Genomic DNA, 15,560 nt, shown 5'->3' on the forward strand with positions numbered 1-15,560 from the left:
TGCGGCACCCGCATGTCTGGTGGGACCCGACGAGGTGTCAGAGTCCGAGGTGCTTGCGGATGAAGGCTCCAGCTTCGTCCGCGGCCTGAATGCCCTCCGGCAGGATCGACGAGAACAGCGGCCACACATGGACCATGTCGTCGTACGTCGAGACGCTCGCCGCTCCGCCCTTCTCCACGATCGCGGCGGCCGCTCGACGGGAGTCGTCGAGGAGCACCTCACCGGAACCGACCAGGAAGAGTGTCGGCGGCACGTCGTGCAGGTCGGCGAAGAGCGGAGATGCCAGCGGATCCTTCGGATTGTGGCCCTGCAGGTACGCGTCGCCGACGTTGCCGATCGACCCGCGTGAGACCGCGACGTCTTTGCCGTCGAATTCGTCGATGCTGTCGCCGCTTGCCGTGAGGTCGAGGAGGGCTGAGATGAATACCGCTGCTGCGGGAAGCGATTCACCCTTGTCACGCACCGCGAGAAGAGCGGCGAGTCCGAGTCCGCCGCCGGCCGAGTCGCCACCGGCCGCGACATTGCCCGCACCATACTGCGAGACGAGTGCGGAGATCACGGCGATGCCGTCGTTGACGGCAGCGGGGAACGGATTCTCGGGTGCACGCCGGTAGTCGGGCAGGACGACGGTCACGCCGCTGGCGCGTGAGAGGTTGTGTCCGAGTTCCTGGAAGCCCCGCGCGCTGCCCATGATGTACCCGCCACCATGGAACCAGACGAGGACCTTGTCCTGCGCCGCTCCCTCAGCCGTGACGAACAGGACGGGGACGCCGCCGACCTCAGCCTCGACCGGCTCGATGCCCTCGGGGAGGGGGAACTGCAGAAACAGCCGGTCGTATGCGTCGCGCAGATCGTCCACCGTCGCCGTCGCCGGGTCAGGGAAACCTTCCACCCACATCTTCTCGGCGCGCACGAGAGCTTCGGTCCTGGCCATGGGTCCTCCGAAAATCGAGTTCGAATCCCGACATCGCCTCGCGATGGGGTTGTGAGCAATGTTACATAGTTATCACTAACTGTGGAAGGTATTTCCCAGGACTTTTTTCAAAATGCACAATGATCTGGCCATAATGAGGGTTCACAGGATAGATTTTCAGCAGATAGTGGCACGGCCCGGATCACACCAGCCTGTGCCGCAAAGACACCGCCGGTACCCGCACCCGCGGTTCCGGTCCTTTCCCCGGCCTGAGTTCTGCTCCGTCCCGACACATCCCCGGACGCGGACACAACGGCCGGGCACTCGTCCAGACGTTCCCACTCTCGCCCGGAGGTCCACAACCATGACCCTCATCTCGGACGACGGTTCCTCCCGCACACAGGAGTCCGACGTTCGCCCCTCACCCTCTCTCGAACGCGTGCTGAACCCGTCGACCATCGCGGTTGTCGGACTGAGCGACAAATCCCCCGTTGCGCCCTTCATCGAGCCGACGCTCGACAGCGACGCCGAGGTGTTCTTCGTCCACCCCACGGCACCCACCGTTCTGGGAAAACCGACCTATCGCACCATCGCGGACATAGCTGAACCCATCGATGCCGTCCTGTCCGTGATGTCGGCCGAACGGACGGTGACCCTGGCCGAGGAGTGCGCGACACTCGACTGCGGAGGGCTCGTCATCTACGCCGCCGGCTTCTCCGAAGTAGGCGCGGACGGGGAGGATCTCCAGCGTCGACTCGCCGCCGCAGCGCAACGCGGCGGAATGGCCGTGATCGGGCCGAACAGCCTGGGCTACATCAGTGTTCCCCGCAGTCTCAACCTGACCGCCTCGGCGGACTACCGGCCGCCGGCGGGTGGGGTGTCGATCGTCTCCCACAGCGGCGCGATGATCGGTGGCATCGCGATCGCCGCCCGCGCTCGCACCGGCATGGGTATCTCGCGATTGATCTCGGCCGGAAACGAAGTCACCACCGACATGGCCGACTACGTGGACTTCCTGGCCTCGGACCCGGAGACCGCCGCCGTGGGACTGATTGTGGAGGGCATCCGCCGGCCCGAGGAGTTCCTGCGCGCGGCCCGCCGATGCATCGCAGCGGGAAAGCCGATCGTGGCGCTCAAACTCGCACGCAACAGCCGGACCCAGCAGATGGCGGCCTCGCACACGGGAGCTCTGGCCGGGAGCGCCTGGGCCTACGACGTGGCGTTCCGTCACGCAGGCATCCAACTCGCCCACGATCTCGAGGAACTCGTCGACCGGCTGTCGCTCGTCGGCCAACTCGACCCCGCCAAGTGGAACAAGGTCGAACGTCTCGGTGTCGTTGCCGGGACCGGAGGGTTTGCGTCCCTGGCCTACGACCTCGCCGAAGCGGAAGGTCTGGTCCTCCCGCCCCTGGACGACCTTGCTGACTGGGTGCGCTCGACCATCCCGGGCATCACCGTCCCGAACCCCCTCGACACCACCGGCTTCGGCGCGACGTTCTGGACGGACATCGTCGACCGTTACGTCGGATCACCCGAACTCGAGGCCGTCGTCTTCGTCAACATGTGGGGCGAGGGCGACGACTCCCCGATGTACCGCCGCCTCATCGACGACGTTGCCGTCGCTGCACGCCGATTCGGAAAGCCGGTCGCGATCGCGGCCGGTGCCGGCCCCGTCGGTGCCTATGCGCAGGACGTCATCGGTTCCGATGGGAGCGTCGCACTCGGGTACGGGCTCCGCGGCACGCTGCGCGGACTGCACACGATGGGCACGTTCGTCCGCGACCGTGGGACGCCACGTCCGCCGGCCGACGCCGTTACGCCCGTCCCGCGCCCGACCGGACCGCTCCCCGACGCCGGTGACGGTGACGGTGACGGCCGGAGTTTTCTGCCGTTCACCCAGGCCATGGCGCTGCTCGACCGGTTCGGCATATCCACGGCGCCGCATTGCACCGTCGACACCGGTGAGCAGGTCGAGCCCGGTTTCGCGGGACCGTACGCGGTGAAACTCGCCGATGTGCCCCACCGGACGGAGCTCGGAGCCGTCGCGCTGGACGTCGGTCGGGACGACCTCGAACGCGCCGTGGCCGACATACGCGCGATCGCGCAGCAACACGGGCTGCCCGAGACCGTGGCCATCCAGCCGATGACGGCCGCGCGAGGTGAACTGCTGGTCGGCATCGAGGGACGCAGCGAGCTCGGCCCGATGGTGGTGCTGGGTATCGGTGGCATCCTCGTCGAGGTACTCGAACGAGTCGGTGGTCGTCCGGCACCGTTGACCCACACCGACGCCGTGGCTCTCATCGACGAGTTCCGCGACCTGCGCCTGATGCACGGTTATCGCGGATCCGAGCCCTGGCACCTCGCGCAGCTCGCCGACCTTCTCGTCGGCTTCGGACAGCTGGCCGCCGCGTGCCACGGCTGGATCGAATCACTCGACGTCAATCCGCTCCTCGTCACCGAGGACGGTCTCGTCGCGGTCGACGCCCTCTGCATCGTGCGCGACACGGAAGGAAACCGATGACGACGACCGAAGCAGTCATCCGTTGCGGCAACGACGTCCGTACCCACTCGGAGATACGGGTGCGCGCCACTCGCCTGGCCTCGGCGTTGTCCGCGCTCGGTGTGGGGCACGGTGACCGATACGCGCTGGTGATGCGCAACGAGATCGGCTTCGTCGAGGCCACCCTCGCCGGTGCCGCGATCGGTGCGGTTCCGGTCCCTGCGAACTGGCACGGGAACTCCGACGACCTCGGTCACGTGCTCACCGACAGCGCGGCCAAGGTGGTGCTGGTGCACACCGACCTGCTCCCGAAGGTCGAAGCGGTTCTCTCGCCGGGTACCACGATCGTCGAAGTGCGGACGCCGCAGGTAGTGGCGGCCGCCTACGGATTCGACCGTCCCGCCGCCTCGCGGCGATACCCGGACCTCGACGAACTGCTCGACGTCCACGAGCCGCACATCGCCGGGATCACCGAACCGCCCATGAGCGTCATCTACACCTCCGGCACCACCGGATTGCCCAAGGGGATCCTGCGCAGTCCGACTGCTCCCCAGGACGTCACCGCGCTGCACGAGGTGGTGATCGCGGCGTTCGGGTTCGGCACTGCACGTTCCACGCTCGTCGCCGCACCGATGTACCACACCGCCCCGAACACGCAGTTCCAGTTCGCGTTCGCACTGGGCTTGGACGTCGAGATCATGCCGCGCTTCGATCCGGAGGAACTCCTCCGGGCGATCGAGCAACGCCGGATCGAACACCTCCAGGCCGTTCCCACGATGTTCGTGCGCCTGCTGAAGCTGCCGGCACCGGTGCGGGAGCGGTACGACCTGTCGTCGTTGATCGCCGTCGTCCACGCGGCCGCCCCGTGCCCACCCGACGTCAAGCGCGCGATCATCGACTGGTTCGGCCCGATCGTCCACGAGTACTACGGCGGTTCCGAATCCGGTGCTGCCGTGATCTGTTCGAGCGAGGAATGGCTCGCGCACCCCGGCACGGTAGGCAGACCGGTCTCCGATGCCGCCGTGCGGATCATCGCCGCAGACGGCAGCGAGGCCGCCGTCGGTGAGCCCGGCGACATCTACCTCCGGCCGTTCTCCGCATGGCCCGACTTCACGTACCTGGGGGACGACGCCAAACGCCGCGCCATGGAGAAGGACGGGTTCGTCACCGTCGGTGACATCGGCTATGTCGACGCGGACGGCTTCCTGTATCTGAGCGACCGCCGGAACGACATGATCATCTCCGGCGGGGTCAACATCTATCCGGCCGAGATCGAATCGGTGATACTCGGCCTCGACGGAGTGGCCGACGTCGCGGTGTTCGGCATTCCCGATCCGGATTTCGGTGAAGCCGTGGCGGCGCACATTCAACCGGATCCCGGGGCGACCCTCGCCGAGGACGACGTCCGCGCGCACGTCGCCTCGCACGGTACAAGGTGCCCAAGGTTGTGGTGTTCGAGGACGTCCTGCCGCGTGAGGACACCGGCAAGCTGTTCAAGCGGAGGTTGAAGGCCCACTGCTGGGAGCAGCACACGTCCGAGGTGCCCACCGGACACGCATAACGCGGGTACCACACACGAGATGCGCGCCCGATCGGTTCGATCGGGCGCGCATCTCGTTCTCGGACGCTGTTGTCGTCAGAACGCTGCCTCGTCCAGGCCCATCACGGAATCGTCGACGGCACCGGCGATCCTGCCCTCGGCCACCACGACAGGAAGGACGTTGCGAGCGAAGAACCGCGCTGCCGCAGCCTTGCCCTCGTAGAAGGACCTTTCGGCCGCGGGAAGGTCCGTGTCGAGCGCGCGGAGAGCGATTGCGGCACTGCGCAGCAGTAGCCAGGCGACGAGGACGTCACCGAGCACGTAGAGCAGCCGGCTCGCGTTGAGTCCGACCTTGTAGACGTTCTTCTCGTCACCACCGGGGACCTTCGGATTCGTCTGGGCGAGATCCGCAGTCATCGTCGCGACGATCGACTCCACGCTGTCGGTCGCCTCGACGAGAAGGTCCCGTTCGAACGCCAGCTTCGTGGCCGCGGCCGGATCGTCGGCGAATCCCGAGATCTCTCGCACAAGGTGCCCGAAAGCCACTCCCCTGTTCCGGGCGATCTTGCGGAAGAACAGGTCCTGCGCCTGGATGGCGGTCGTTCCCTCGTAGACGGTGTCGATCTTGGCGTCGCGCACGTATTGCTCGAGCGGATAGTCCTGAAGGTATCCCGATCCACCGAAGGTCTGCAGGGATTCCGTTCCCAGGATCGTCCACGAACGTTCGGAGCCGTATCCCTTGACCACGGGCAGGAGCAAGTCGTTGACGGCCTCGGCGAGGGTCGTGTCGGTGCCGGCGGCGCTGCCGATCGCGATCTCATCCTGCCACGACGCGGTGTACAGCACCAGGGACCGGAGCCCCTCCGCGAACGACTTCTGTGTGAGCAGCGACCGGCGGATGTCGGGGTGGCGGGTGATGGGCACCCGGGGTGCCGCCCTGTCGGACGAACGTGTCAGGTCGGCACCTTGCAGCCGGATCTTGGCGTACTCGAGCGCATTGAGATACCCGCTCGACAGGGTCGCGATCGCTTTGGAACCCACCATCATCCGGGCGTCTTCGATCACGTCGAACATCTGACCGATGCCGTCGTGGACCTCCCCGAGAAGCCAGCCGCGTGCCGGTTCGTTCTCACCCAACGTCATCTCACAGGTTGCGGAGACCTTCACGCCCATCTTCTTCTCGACGCCCGTGACGTAGACACCGTTGCGCTCGCCGGTGAGCTCACCGGTCTCGAGGTCGAAGTGGAACTTGGGGACGAGGAACAGACTGAGTCCCTTGGTGCCGGGCCCTCCGGCGCCCTCGACACCCGCGGGCCGGGCCAGAACCATGTGGATGATGTTGTCCGTCAGATCGTGTTCGCCCGCAGTGATGAACCGCTTGACACCCGTGATGTTCCAGGTGCCGTCGTCGTTGGGGGTGGCCTTGGTGCGACCGGCCCCGACGTCGGAACCGGCGTCCGGTTCGGTGAGCATCATCGTCGCGCCCCACTGCTTGTCCGCAGCGATTTCCGCGATCTTCTTGTCCCGATCGGTGCCGTGACGCCACACCACCCGCGTGGCCGTCGGGAACCCCACATATGTCCACAGGGTCGGGTTCGAGCCCAGGACGAACTCGCCGATAGCCCAGTTCAGGGAACTGGGCGCGTGGGTTCCGCCCAGTTCGGGAAGCACACGCAGGCGCCACCATTCGGCGTCCATCCACGTCTTGTACGTCGCCGCATAGGCCGGCGGGACGGTAACCGTGTGCGAAGCGGCATCGAAGACCGTAGGACTACGATCGGAATCCTCGAACGAGGCCGCGAGCTCCTCGCGGGCGAGACGATCGACCTCGCGCAGTGCGACCTTCGCGGTATCGAGGTCTACCTCCTCGAACGGACCGGTCCCGAGTACACGGTCGCGCTCGAGAAGTTCGAACAGGTTGAACTCCACGTCGCGGAGATTGCTCTTGTAATGCCCCATGGTCGGGTACCTCTCACACTCGTCGGCCTGCCCCGGGCAGGCCGGAACACCGGCCGCGCCCGAAGGCGCGGCCGGACCGGAATCTCAGGATCGGGCCGGAATCTCGGATCAGGCTTCGGCTTCTGCGTAGATCGGGAGCAGAACCCCCGCGGCATTGACGAGCATGATCGGATCGACGAGCAGGTGCTGGGTTGCCACATTCATGTCGCGAACGAAACGGCCCAGCGTGCTCTTGCGGCCGATGCTCTGGCTGCCACCCCACCGATGGGCGAAAGTCACGACATCGGCCGCGACTTCGTGCACCCAGGACAGCATCTGGCTCACCCGGGCGATGTGTTCGGGGGTCACCGCCTGTCCGGAGTTCACGGCAGCTTCGGCAGCCTTGGTGACCTCGTAGCAGTACAGACGCGCGGCCTGGAGGTTGGCCTCCTTGCGCGCGAAGTCGATCCGGAAGATTTCGGCGTCCCCCACTGGGACAGTGTAGGTGGGACGGGTCTTGCCAGCCGTGATGCTCGCGACGATTTCCAATGCACGGGTTGCGATTCCGAGCGCGATCGGCGCATGCGGCAGGCCCCCGGCCAGTTCGTTCGTCAGCTTGTACATGGTTTCCGAGCGCGTCGGAGTACCACCGAAGGTGGGGGTGGTGTACTCGGCGGGAACGAACTGCTTTGTGATCGTGTAGTCATTGCTGCCGGTGCCCGCGAGACCCCATACGTCCCAGTTCTTCTCGAACTCGACTTGGTTCTTGGGCAACAATGCGATACGCGCCTGCGGCTGCCCGTTCTCACCCAGGATCGGGTTTCCCTGCTCATCGGCGACGAAGAACCCGGCGCCCACCCAGGTGGCGTGGTCGGAGCCGCTGGCGAAGGAGTACTTGCCGTCGATGATGTAACCGCCCTCGACCTGCACGCCCGGGTACCGCGGCAGGAGCTGACCGGCGACGATGAAGGGCTCGTCCTTGCTCATCAGTTCTTTCGTCACCGCGGGATCGAGGTAACCCACCACGCCGGCGGTGCCCCATTCGCTGGCCATCCATGCCCAGCCTGTCGAGGCGTCGGACTTGGTGATCTCCTCGAACACCCGCATCCCCTCGCTGGGGAGCAGGCCGCCACCGCCGAGTTCTGCGGGGACCAGCATTCCGTGCAGGCCCAATTCGACGAGCGCGTCCGCGACCGGTTTCGTGATCGTCCGGCCCTCTTCGATGGCGGCCGCTTCCTGCCTGATCAGCGGTGCGATGGAACGAGCGCGCTGCAGATAGTCGGCCTCCCTGTCGCTGCCGGCAACTGCGTCTCGGGTCAGCGTCTCGGTCATGTTCATGCCTTTCGTGGGGATGTCCGGAGGCGTGCCCAACATTCGAGTGTCTCCCACGCAACCGGTCTTCGTAGTCTCTACGGCGCTCCCGAAGCTGATCGAGAAGCATTCCGGTGTGAGTAAGCTAACATAGTTATCACTAATGTCAATACTTAATAGCGCAGGTCAATCGCCTTTGGTTCCTTGACCAAGGCCACAATGCTCATTTACAGACCCGCCCGAGACGAGGAAGTAGGCGCACCGGTGCGGGTTGCCCGACGGCGTCGGAAGAAAGATGTTCGTACGTCTCGGGGCGCACGCGACATCCAACTCCACCGCCACCCACCTCTCCGCAGTAGGATACATAGTGACAACTAACTATTCGGCCATATATTGCAGTTCAGTATCCATTGACCGCCATGTCGAGCCATAGTTAGCATTAACCCAGGCTCGATGAGCCACCTCGTCGAGCGGCTCACAGCGATCGATGTCCTTCGCTCTCCGATCGACCGAACCCCACCTACACACTCCGGAAGGAGAACCGTGAGCCTCACCGTCACCCCTAACCCGAATCTCGATCGTGCCACCGTGCACGCCGCAGTCACCGCAGGCAATATCCCCTGCCTGCTCCCCGTCCTCTATCAGTTGACCGGCGAAGAAAAGTGGCTGTCCTCACCGTATCTTCCAGCCTCCACCAAGGGATTCGAGGAGCTGAACGACGGCGGCCTCGACCCGGCGATCCAGGCGGAGATCCACAACGCGGTCACCGACGCGGTGCTCGACTGGTGCAACGGCAAGCCGATCGCACACCCCGCGCCCACCGGCAGCGAGCTGACCCGGTTGATGAGCACGGTCATGGGCGAACCGATCTCCGAGGTCTACGCACCGATGATCGCCGAACAACTCGGGTTCGCACCCTTCACCCCCGAGAACGTCGGTGACCTCGTCCGGACGTCGCGCCCCGACTTCGGTGTCGCGATTGTCGGCGCCGGAATATCCGGCATAACCTGCGCTATCAACCTGGAGAAGGCCGGCATTCCCTACACCGTCCTCGAGCGTAACGACCACATCGGCGGTACCTGGTGGGAGAACCGGTACCCCGGCGCACGGGTCGATATCCCCAGCGACCTGTACTCGTTCTCGTTCCGTCCCAAGAATTGGTCCGAGTACTTCGCCCGTCGCAATGAGATCTTCGACTACGTCTCCGATGTCGCCCGCGAGGCGGGAATCACCGATCGGATCCGGCTCGGTTACTCGGTCGACACCGCAGCATGGAACGCGGACGAGCAACTGTGGATCCTGTCGGTCACCGGACCCGATGGCACGCAACAGGAGTTGCGCGCTACCTCGTTGGTGACCGCCGCCGGTCTGCACAGCACGCCCAACGTCCCCGACTTCCCCGGCACATCGGAGTTTCGCGGCGAGATCGTCCATTCCGCACAGTGGCCCGACGATCTGGACCTGACCGGCAAGCGGGTCGCGGTGGTCGGCAGCGGCGCGAGCGCCATGCAGCTCGTCGTGGCGATCGCCGACCAGGTCGAGAGCATGGCAGTGCTGCAGCGTCAGCCGCAGTGGATCGCCCCCAACGAGCACTACTTCCAGCAGTCGGATGCCACCAAGCACTGGCTCTACGACAACATCCCATTCTATCGGGGCTGGTACCGGTTCCGTCTGTACTGGCTCTACACCGAACGCACCTTCGCCGCGCTGCCGGTCGACCCGCGCCGCGAGGAGAAGGGCAAGCACGTCAGCTCCCTCAACGACGCGTACCGGGCGCACTTCACCACGTACCTGAAGCGCCAACTGGCCGGTGAGGAAGAACTGCAACGCAAGACGCTGCCCGACTACCCCCCGTTCGGCAAGCGGCTCCTCATCGACAACGGCTGGTTCGCCACACTCCGCAAGCCCCACGTCGAGCTCCTCACCGACAGCATCGAACGACTCACACCCGACGGAATCGTCACCGCCGACGGTGAACACCGCGACATCGACGTCCTCATCCTGTGCACCGGTTTCCAGCAGCAACGCTTCCTGTACCCGATGGACATTCGCGGGACCGACGGAACATCGCTGCGCGACATCTGGAACGACGACAACGGGCGCGCGTACCTCGGCATCACCACGCCGGGATTCCCGAATCTGTTCTTCCTCTACGGTCCGAACACGAACCCGCCCGGCGGTAGTTACATCACCATCGCCGAAGCCCAGGTGCGGTACGTCGTCGAGTCGATCAGCCGGCTCGTCACCGAGGATCTCGCAGCCCTCGAATGCAAGCAGGAGCCGTATGAGCGCTACAACTCCGAGCTCGACGAGGCCAACGCCGCCATGGTGTACGCGATGGACGGGGTGAGCAGCTACTACCGTAACTCCAGCGGACGAGTGGTCACCAACTCGCCTTGGCCGGTACCCGAGTACTGGGCGCGCACCGCCAACCCCGAACCTGGGGACTTCACGGCGACGAAGCGTCGCGGGGCCTGACAGCCGACACGAGGCAACAGGAATTCGCCGGGTTTCCGAAGACACCCGGCGAATTTCTTTGTTACTCGGTCGATCGTCGCTACTCAGTGGATTGTCGCGAAGACCTCCGACTCGAGGTCGGACTCGTCGAGGCAGATCGAATTTCCGCCGTCACGAGCTTCCAGCTGCCCCTCTCGGACCTCACCGACGTAATAGCAGGTCGGGTAGGAGCGGCCGGTGTCGGAGTAGGTCAGCGGCGGAGCCAACCCGCCCAGTGTGTCACCATCGAGTTCGCCCAGTCCCCGAGCTACATCGGCGGGTGTGGAGTCCGACGTCAGCCCTGCGCGGCCGGCGGCGGCCTCGAAAAGCCTGCCGGCGATCCAGGAATCGAACGCAACGGCCGAGAACTGCGCCGAGTCCGTCAATCCCTCGTAGTACGAGTCGATCGTCTCCCGGGCCTCACCGACGACCGGAACGGACGGGTCGTAGTACGGAGCATTGGACTGCGTGAACAGCAATCCGTCGGCGGCCGGTGACTCCATGAATTCGTTGCCGACCGCTCCGGCAGAACTGTAGAACTGGGGCTCGTAACCGATCTTGTGGCAGTCCTCCGCGATCCGGACGTCCACACTGGTGATGTGAGCCAGGAAGAGGCCGTCGACACCCTCGTTCTTCATCGTTTGGCACACCGCGGTGTAGTTGGGGGCGGCCGCCGCGGCCTTGACCGAGAGATACCCGATTCCGACATCGGCCGCCGACTTGCCCGCCAGCGCATCCGAATCCGCGCACACGGGGGATTCCGAGCAGTACACGACACCCAGCTTGGTCGTGCCCTCTTCACGGGCGAGCTTCGCCAGACCGTAGGTGATGACCGGGTTGGGAGAGCCCGCGAGGTAGAAGTTGTCGCTCGCGAGGAACGTTGCGTCGGAGGGCACGCCCCCGAGTACGGGGATCCCCTTCTCCTCGACGTACTGCCGCCACGACCCGGTGGTACCGGTGATGGGACCGACGATCGCGACGACCCCATCCTCCTCGACGAGGCTCTTGACCGCGGCCAGCGCCTTCGACGGCTCCTGGCCGATGTCCTTGACGATGACCTCCACCGGATGGCCGTTGATTCCACCGGAATCGTTGACGCTCGCGGCCCAGGCCTGCGCGACGTCGTCGACCCGGCCGTGGGTGGGTGCGGACACTCCCGAGCACCCACAGACCGTGCCGACCACGATCGCCGGTTTCGTCAGAGTCGTCGACGGTGTCGGCGACTGCTCCTGTTCGGCGGAACAGCCGGACAGCACAAGTGCTCCCACCGCGGCCGCGAGCGCAGCCCGCCTCCACATCGTTCTCATCACACGTTCTCCTCAGCTGTAGATTCTTCCAAGTCGGTACCGATATCGATTCCCAGGTATCGGCTCATGAGCTCGTCCTCGTCGAGCGACGACGGATCGATCGGACCCGATACCTGCCCGCGGTCGATCAGGTGCACCACATCCGCGCTGGTCAGCGCGCGACCGACGTACTGCTCGACGAGCAGGATCGACTTCCCGGAGTCCCGGAGGACACCGAGAGCGTCGAAGATCTGGTCGATCACCAGCGGCGCCAACCCCATCGACACCTCGTCGAGAACGATTACGGAACTGCGGGGCAGGAAGGCGCGTGCCAGGGCGACCATCTGCTGCTGGCCTCCGGACAGGCTTCCTGCCTTCGCGTCCATACGCCTGCCGATCTCGGGAAAGGTTTCCAATGCCAGCGCGTACTGGTCGCGGAGAGATCCGTCCACCGCAAGGAGGAGGTTCTCCCGCACAGACAGTCCCGGAAAGATTCCCCGCCCTTCGGGTATCAGGCAGATTCCTGCAGCGGCTCGTGTTGCCGGTCGGTGCTTGGTGATGTCCGTTTCCCCGAGCCGAACGGAACCCGAAGTCGGCGTGAGCAACCCACCGATCGCCGCGAGCAGGGTGCTCTTTCCGGCACCGTTCGGACCGAGCAGCGCGACGACCGAACCGGGCTCCACGGTCACGTTCGCGTCCCGCAGCACGGTCAGTTTCCCGTAGCCGGCGGACAGGCCGGTCACCTGCAAGGTCGGCGTGGTCATTTGATCTCCTCCAGTTCCCGACCCGACTGCACCTCGTCGACCGGCTCCGTTGTTCCGAGGTATGCCGCCTGCACGACACTCGACCGACGCGCGTCGGCGGCAGAGCCGGAGAAGATGACGCGTCCGAATTCCAGGACGTACACGTCGTCGGAGACGCCGAGTACCAGCGAGACATCGTGTTCGACGAGGATCACGCCGATTCCGCGTTCGTCGACGACCCGCCGGATCAGCTCGCCGAGTCGTGCCGACTCGTTGTGGTCCAGACCCGCCGAGGGTTCGTCCAGGAGCAGGATCGTGTGGCCGCCGGCCAGACAGCGGGCAACCTCGACCAATCGTCGGGTGCCGGTCGGAAGATTCATCACATGCTGGTCGGCGACGTCCTCGAGGCCGCACGCCGCGAGCGCGGATTCGGTCGCCGACCGGATCCGGTCCCGTTCGGCTTTCGACGACCGCAGGTGGGTGATCGGGTCGAGCCGGACGGTCCGTCCCTCGGCACCGACCGACACGTTGTCCCGCACCGTCATCGACTCGAACAGCTCGACGGTCTGGAACGTGCGGCCGATGCCCGCACGCGCCCGGGCGGACGGACTCTTCCCTCGAAGGTCGGCTCCACCGAGGGACACCGATCCGCCGGAGGTGGCGACCAACCCGGTCACCGCGTTGAACAATGTCGATTTGCCTGCCCCGTTGGGGCCGATCAGCCCTGTCACTCGTCCCGGAGTACAGACGATGTCGGCACCATCGAGCGCCTTGACACCTCCGAACGTGACGCCGACCTTCGAAACCTCGAGTACTACGGGTTCGATCGGTTCGACGTCGACCGGTTCGGTGCGCAGTGCCGGTTCGGTCCGATCGTCGCGACGGAACCACCGGTCGACGAGCGACGTCACCCGCACCGGGAGCTGTGCTGGTGGCAACATGACGAGCGCGATCGCGCTGATCCCGAACAGCAGTTGCAGGTAGGTCCCCACCTCGGTGCTCGGAAAGTAGCTGGGAATGAGCGTGTATGCCGCCGCGGCGAGAACCGCGTTCCACGGCACCGCCGGACCGTTCAGGACGATGATGACGAACACGGTCAGCGAGATGATCGGGGCGTAGCTGTCGGCCGAGATGCTCTGCTGGGCGGAAGCTGCCAGCGCTCCCCCGATCGCCGCGAGGAACGCCGTGATGCAGAAGATCAATACTCGTGTCACCGCCGCGGGAACGCCGTTGGCCTCCGCCGCTCGGGGCGACTGCTTGATGTAGGTCAGCAGTCGGCCCAGCCGGCCGCGTTCGAGTGTGAACACCACGGCCACCGATACGACCGCGATCGCCAAGACGAGGTAGTAGTACCCGGTGTCCGATGCGAGGTCGACGATCATGGTGTCGGGCCGTTGTACCTCGAGTCCCGACGACGCGGCGCCGAACATGAAGTCCTGTGTGTAGAACATCTGCTGCAGGAAGATTCCGAACCCGAACGTCGCGATCGCCAGGTACAACCCACCGAGACGGATCGCCGGTACCGCCAGCACCGCACCGATCGGCACGGCGACCGCACCGGCGAGCAGCAGCGCGGCGGGCCACGACATCCCGGTTCCCTGCAGCAGGTGTGAGAACGTTGCGGCACCGATCGCCATGAACCCGATCTGGGCGAGCGACACCTGTCCGGAGGTGTGCACCAGCAGCGACAGCGACCCGAAGACCAGGATCATCGCGACCGCGACCGTCCAGTCGACCAGATGGATTCCGGCGAAGAGGGGAACGGTCACCAGGAATGCGACGACCAGGGCGCCTCCCGTGGCCTGGAGCCGGACCGGAGCTTTCCACGTCGCCCGGGGATGGATCCGGACGGCGGTCTTGTCGGCGAGGTACTTCTTCGGGAAGAAGAGCAGTACGACGAACAGGATCGCGAAGGGAAGTGCCGCGGGGAGCGAGGCGAGGATGCCGTTCGTCAGCCATCGGGTCGACAGGGCGGCCAGCACACCGACGACGAGTCCGCCGGCGAACGTTCCCGGCAGGTTGCTGAAGGTTCCGATCGCGGCGGCGGCATAGGCCGCGACGACCAGCAACGTGAGCTGGACCGGGTCCAGGGGCATGATCGGTGCGAGCAGGACACCCGATAGGGAGGCCATCACGGTGCCGAGAATCCAGGCCCACCGGCGCACCCGTGTTGCGCTGTGCCCGACCAGCTCGAGCAGTTCGGGGTTCTGCACCACCGCCTTCATGGCGATTCCGGTCCGGGTCCACCGGAGGAACGCCCACAGGCCCGCCGTCGCCACCACGGCGATCACGAAGGTCAGGACGTCGTCGTACTGGATGAAGGTGCCGGCGATCTCGATGCGGCCCTTCGGCAGGAACGACGGTACCCTGCGTACCTCCCGGGCACCGAAGATCAGCAGGGTTCCGGCCTGGACGACCAGCAGGATTCCGACGACGCCGGCGATCTGGAGCGGCAACGCGGCACCCTGCAGTCTTCGGGCGAGCAATTCGAGGAGCAGTCCGACCGCGGGTCCGACTGCGCACACGGTGCCGGCCGCTGCGATCGGCCACGACAGCTCGAGTTGAACGTTGAGCACGTAGAACGAGTAGGCGGCGAGAGCCGCCAGTGCGCCGTGCCCGAGGTTGAACACTCCCGATGTCTTGTAGGTGAGAACGAGGCCGACGGCCGCCAATCCGTAGATCGAACCGGCTACGAGTCCGATGATGACAAATGAGATGAGATCCACTCTTGCGCTCCTTGGGCAAGGACGTCGCAGTGGTCGATCCTCCGAGCACGCGAGCGCTGGATAGGAACCGCCACCGAGACGCAGGGAGGCCGCGCGAATATGCGCTG

Annotated in this window: 9 protein-coding genes; 3 read left to right on the forward strand and 6 right to left on the reverse strand. The window is 65.5% G+C overall.

Features of this window, described 5'->3' with window-relative positions:
• Nucleotides 1-37: 37 nt before the first annotated feature.
• The gene (locus tag CJ177_RS42455; protein ID WP_095870614.1) at nucleotides 38-934 is read right to left on the reverse strand and encodes an alpha/beta hydrolase fold domain-containing protein; all 897 of its coding nucleotides are present in this window, start codon (nucleotides 932-934) and stop codon (nucleotides 38-40) included.
• 343 nt (nucleotides 935-1,277) lie between these two features.
• On the opposite strand from CJ177_RS42455, the gene CJ177_RS42460 reads away from it, so the two are divergent.
• The gene (locus CJ177_RS42460; RefSeq protein WP_095870615.1) at nucleotides 1,278-3,434 is read left to right on the forward strand and encodes an acetate--CoA ligase family protein; all 2,157 of its coding nucleotides are present in this window, start codon (nucleotides 1,278-1,280) and stop codon (nucleotides 3,432-3,434) included.
• On the forward strand, nucleotides 3,431-4,921 hold the full coding sequence (locus CJ177_RS42465) for an AMP-binding protein (RefSeq protein ID WP_257014967.1): 1,491 nt from the start codon (nucleotides 3,431-3,433) through the stop codon (nucleotides 4,919-4,921). Before CJ177_RS42460 ends, CJ177_RS42465 begins: the two co-directional genes overlap by 4 nt.
• Nucleotides 4,922-5,049: 128 nt before the next feature.
• Here CJ177_RS42465 and CJ177_RS42470 read toward each other — a convergent pair whose 3' ends face one another.
• On the reverse strand, nucleotides 5,050-6,912 hold the full coding sequence (locus tag CJ177_RS42470; RefSeq protein WP_095870616.1) for an acyl-CoA dehydrogenase: 1,863 nt from the start codon (nucleotides 6,910-6,912) through the stop codon (nucleotides 5,050-5,052).
• 108 nt (nucleotides 6,913-7,020) lie between these two features.
• Nucleotides 7,021-8,223 carry an acyl-CoA dehydrogenase family protein gene (locus CJ177_RS42475; RefSeq protein WP_095870709.1) on the reverse strand — a complete coding sequence of 401 codons (1,203 nt, stop codon included), beginning with the start codon at nucleotides 8,221-8,223 and terminating at the stop codon, nucleotides 7,021-7,023.
• A gap of 522 nt (nucleotides 8,224-8,745) precedes the next feature.
• Here CJ177_RS42475 and CJ177_RS42480 point away from each other — a divergent pair.
• Nucleotides 8,746-10,680: an NAD(P)/FAD-dependent oxidoreductase gene (locus CJ177_RS42480; protein ID WP_179443423.1), complete on the forward strand. Its 1,935-nt coding sequence runs from the start codon at nucleotides 8,746-8,748 to the stop codon at nucleotides 10,678-10,680.
• An 83-nt stretch (nucleotides 10,681-10,763) separates the two neighbouring features.
• On the opposite strand, the gene CJ177_RS42485 is transcribed toward CJ177_RS42480, so the two are convergent.
• The 3 genes from CJ177_RS42485 to CJ177_RS42495 are packed head-to-tail and all read right to left on the reverse strand — an operon-like array spanning nucleotide 10,764 to nucleotide 15,453.
• Entirely contained in the window at nucleotides 10,764-12,005 is a 1,242-nt protein-coding gene (locus CJ177_RS42485; RefSeq protein WP_095870618.1) for an ABC transporter substrate-binding protein, read from the reverse strand.
• Nucleotides 12,005-12,748 carry an ABC transporter ATP-binding protein gene (locus CJ177_RS42490; protein ID WP_095870619.1) on the reverse strand — a complete coding sequence of 248 codons (744 nt, stop codon included), beginning with the start codon at nucleotides 12,746-12,748 and terminating at the stop codon, nucleotides 12,005-12,007. The genes CJ177_RS42485 and CJ177_RS42490 overlap by 1 nt, the downstream gene beginning before the upstream one ends.
• Nucleotides 12,745-15,453 (reverse strand): ATP-binding cassette domain-containing protein, encoded by a 2,709-nt coding sequence (locus tag CJ177_RS42495; RefSeq protein ID WP_095870620.1) that lies wholly within the window; start codon nucleotides 15,451-15,453, stop codon nucleotides 12,745-12,747. The genes CJ177_RS42490 and CJ177_RS42495 overlap by 4 nt, the downstream gene beginning before the upstream one ends.
• Between the last annotated feature and the right edge of the window lie 107 nt (nucleotides 15,454-15,560).

It is taken from the genome of Rhodococcus sp. ACPA1 (genome assembly GCF_002300195.1).
Lineage (GTDB): Bacteria > Actinomycetota > Actinomycetes > Mycobacteriales > Mycobacteriaceae > Rhodococcus_F > Rhodococcus_F opacus.

Bases quoted from the DNA above. Each gene is read 5' to 3' on its own strand.
- CJ177_RS42460 (WP_095870615.1), top strand. From the start codon at position 1,278: ATGACCCTCATCTCGGACGACGGTTCCTCCCGCACACAGGAGTCCGAC.
- CJ177_RS42455 (WP_095870614.1), bottom strand. From the start codon at position 934: ATGGCCAGGACCGAAGCTCTCGTGCGCGCCGAGAAGATGTGGGTGGAA.
- CJ177_RS42465 (WP_257014967.1), top strand. From the start codon at position 3,431: ATGACGACGACCGAAGCAGTCATCCGTTGCGGCAACGACGTCCGTACC.
- CJ177_RS42475 (WP_095870709.1), bottom strand. From the start codon at position 8,223: ATGACCGAGACGCTGACCCGAGACGCAGTTGCCGGCAGCGACAGGGAG.
- CJ177_RS42470 (WP_095870616.1), bottom strand. From the start codon at position 6,912: ATGGGGCATTACAAGAGCAATCTCCGCGACGTGGAGTTCAACCTGTTC.
- CJ177_RS42490 (WP_095870619.1), bottom strand. From the start codon at position 12,748: ATGACCACGCCGACCTTGCAGGTGACCGGCCTGTCCGCCGGCTACGGG.
- CJ177_RS42485 (WP_095870618.1), bottom strand. From the start codon at position 12,005: ATGAGAACGATGTGGAGGCGGGCTGCGCTCGCGGCCGCGGTGGGAGCA.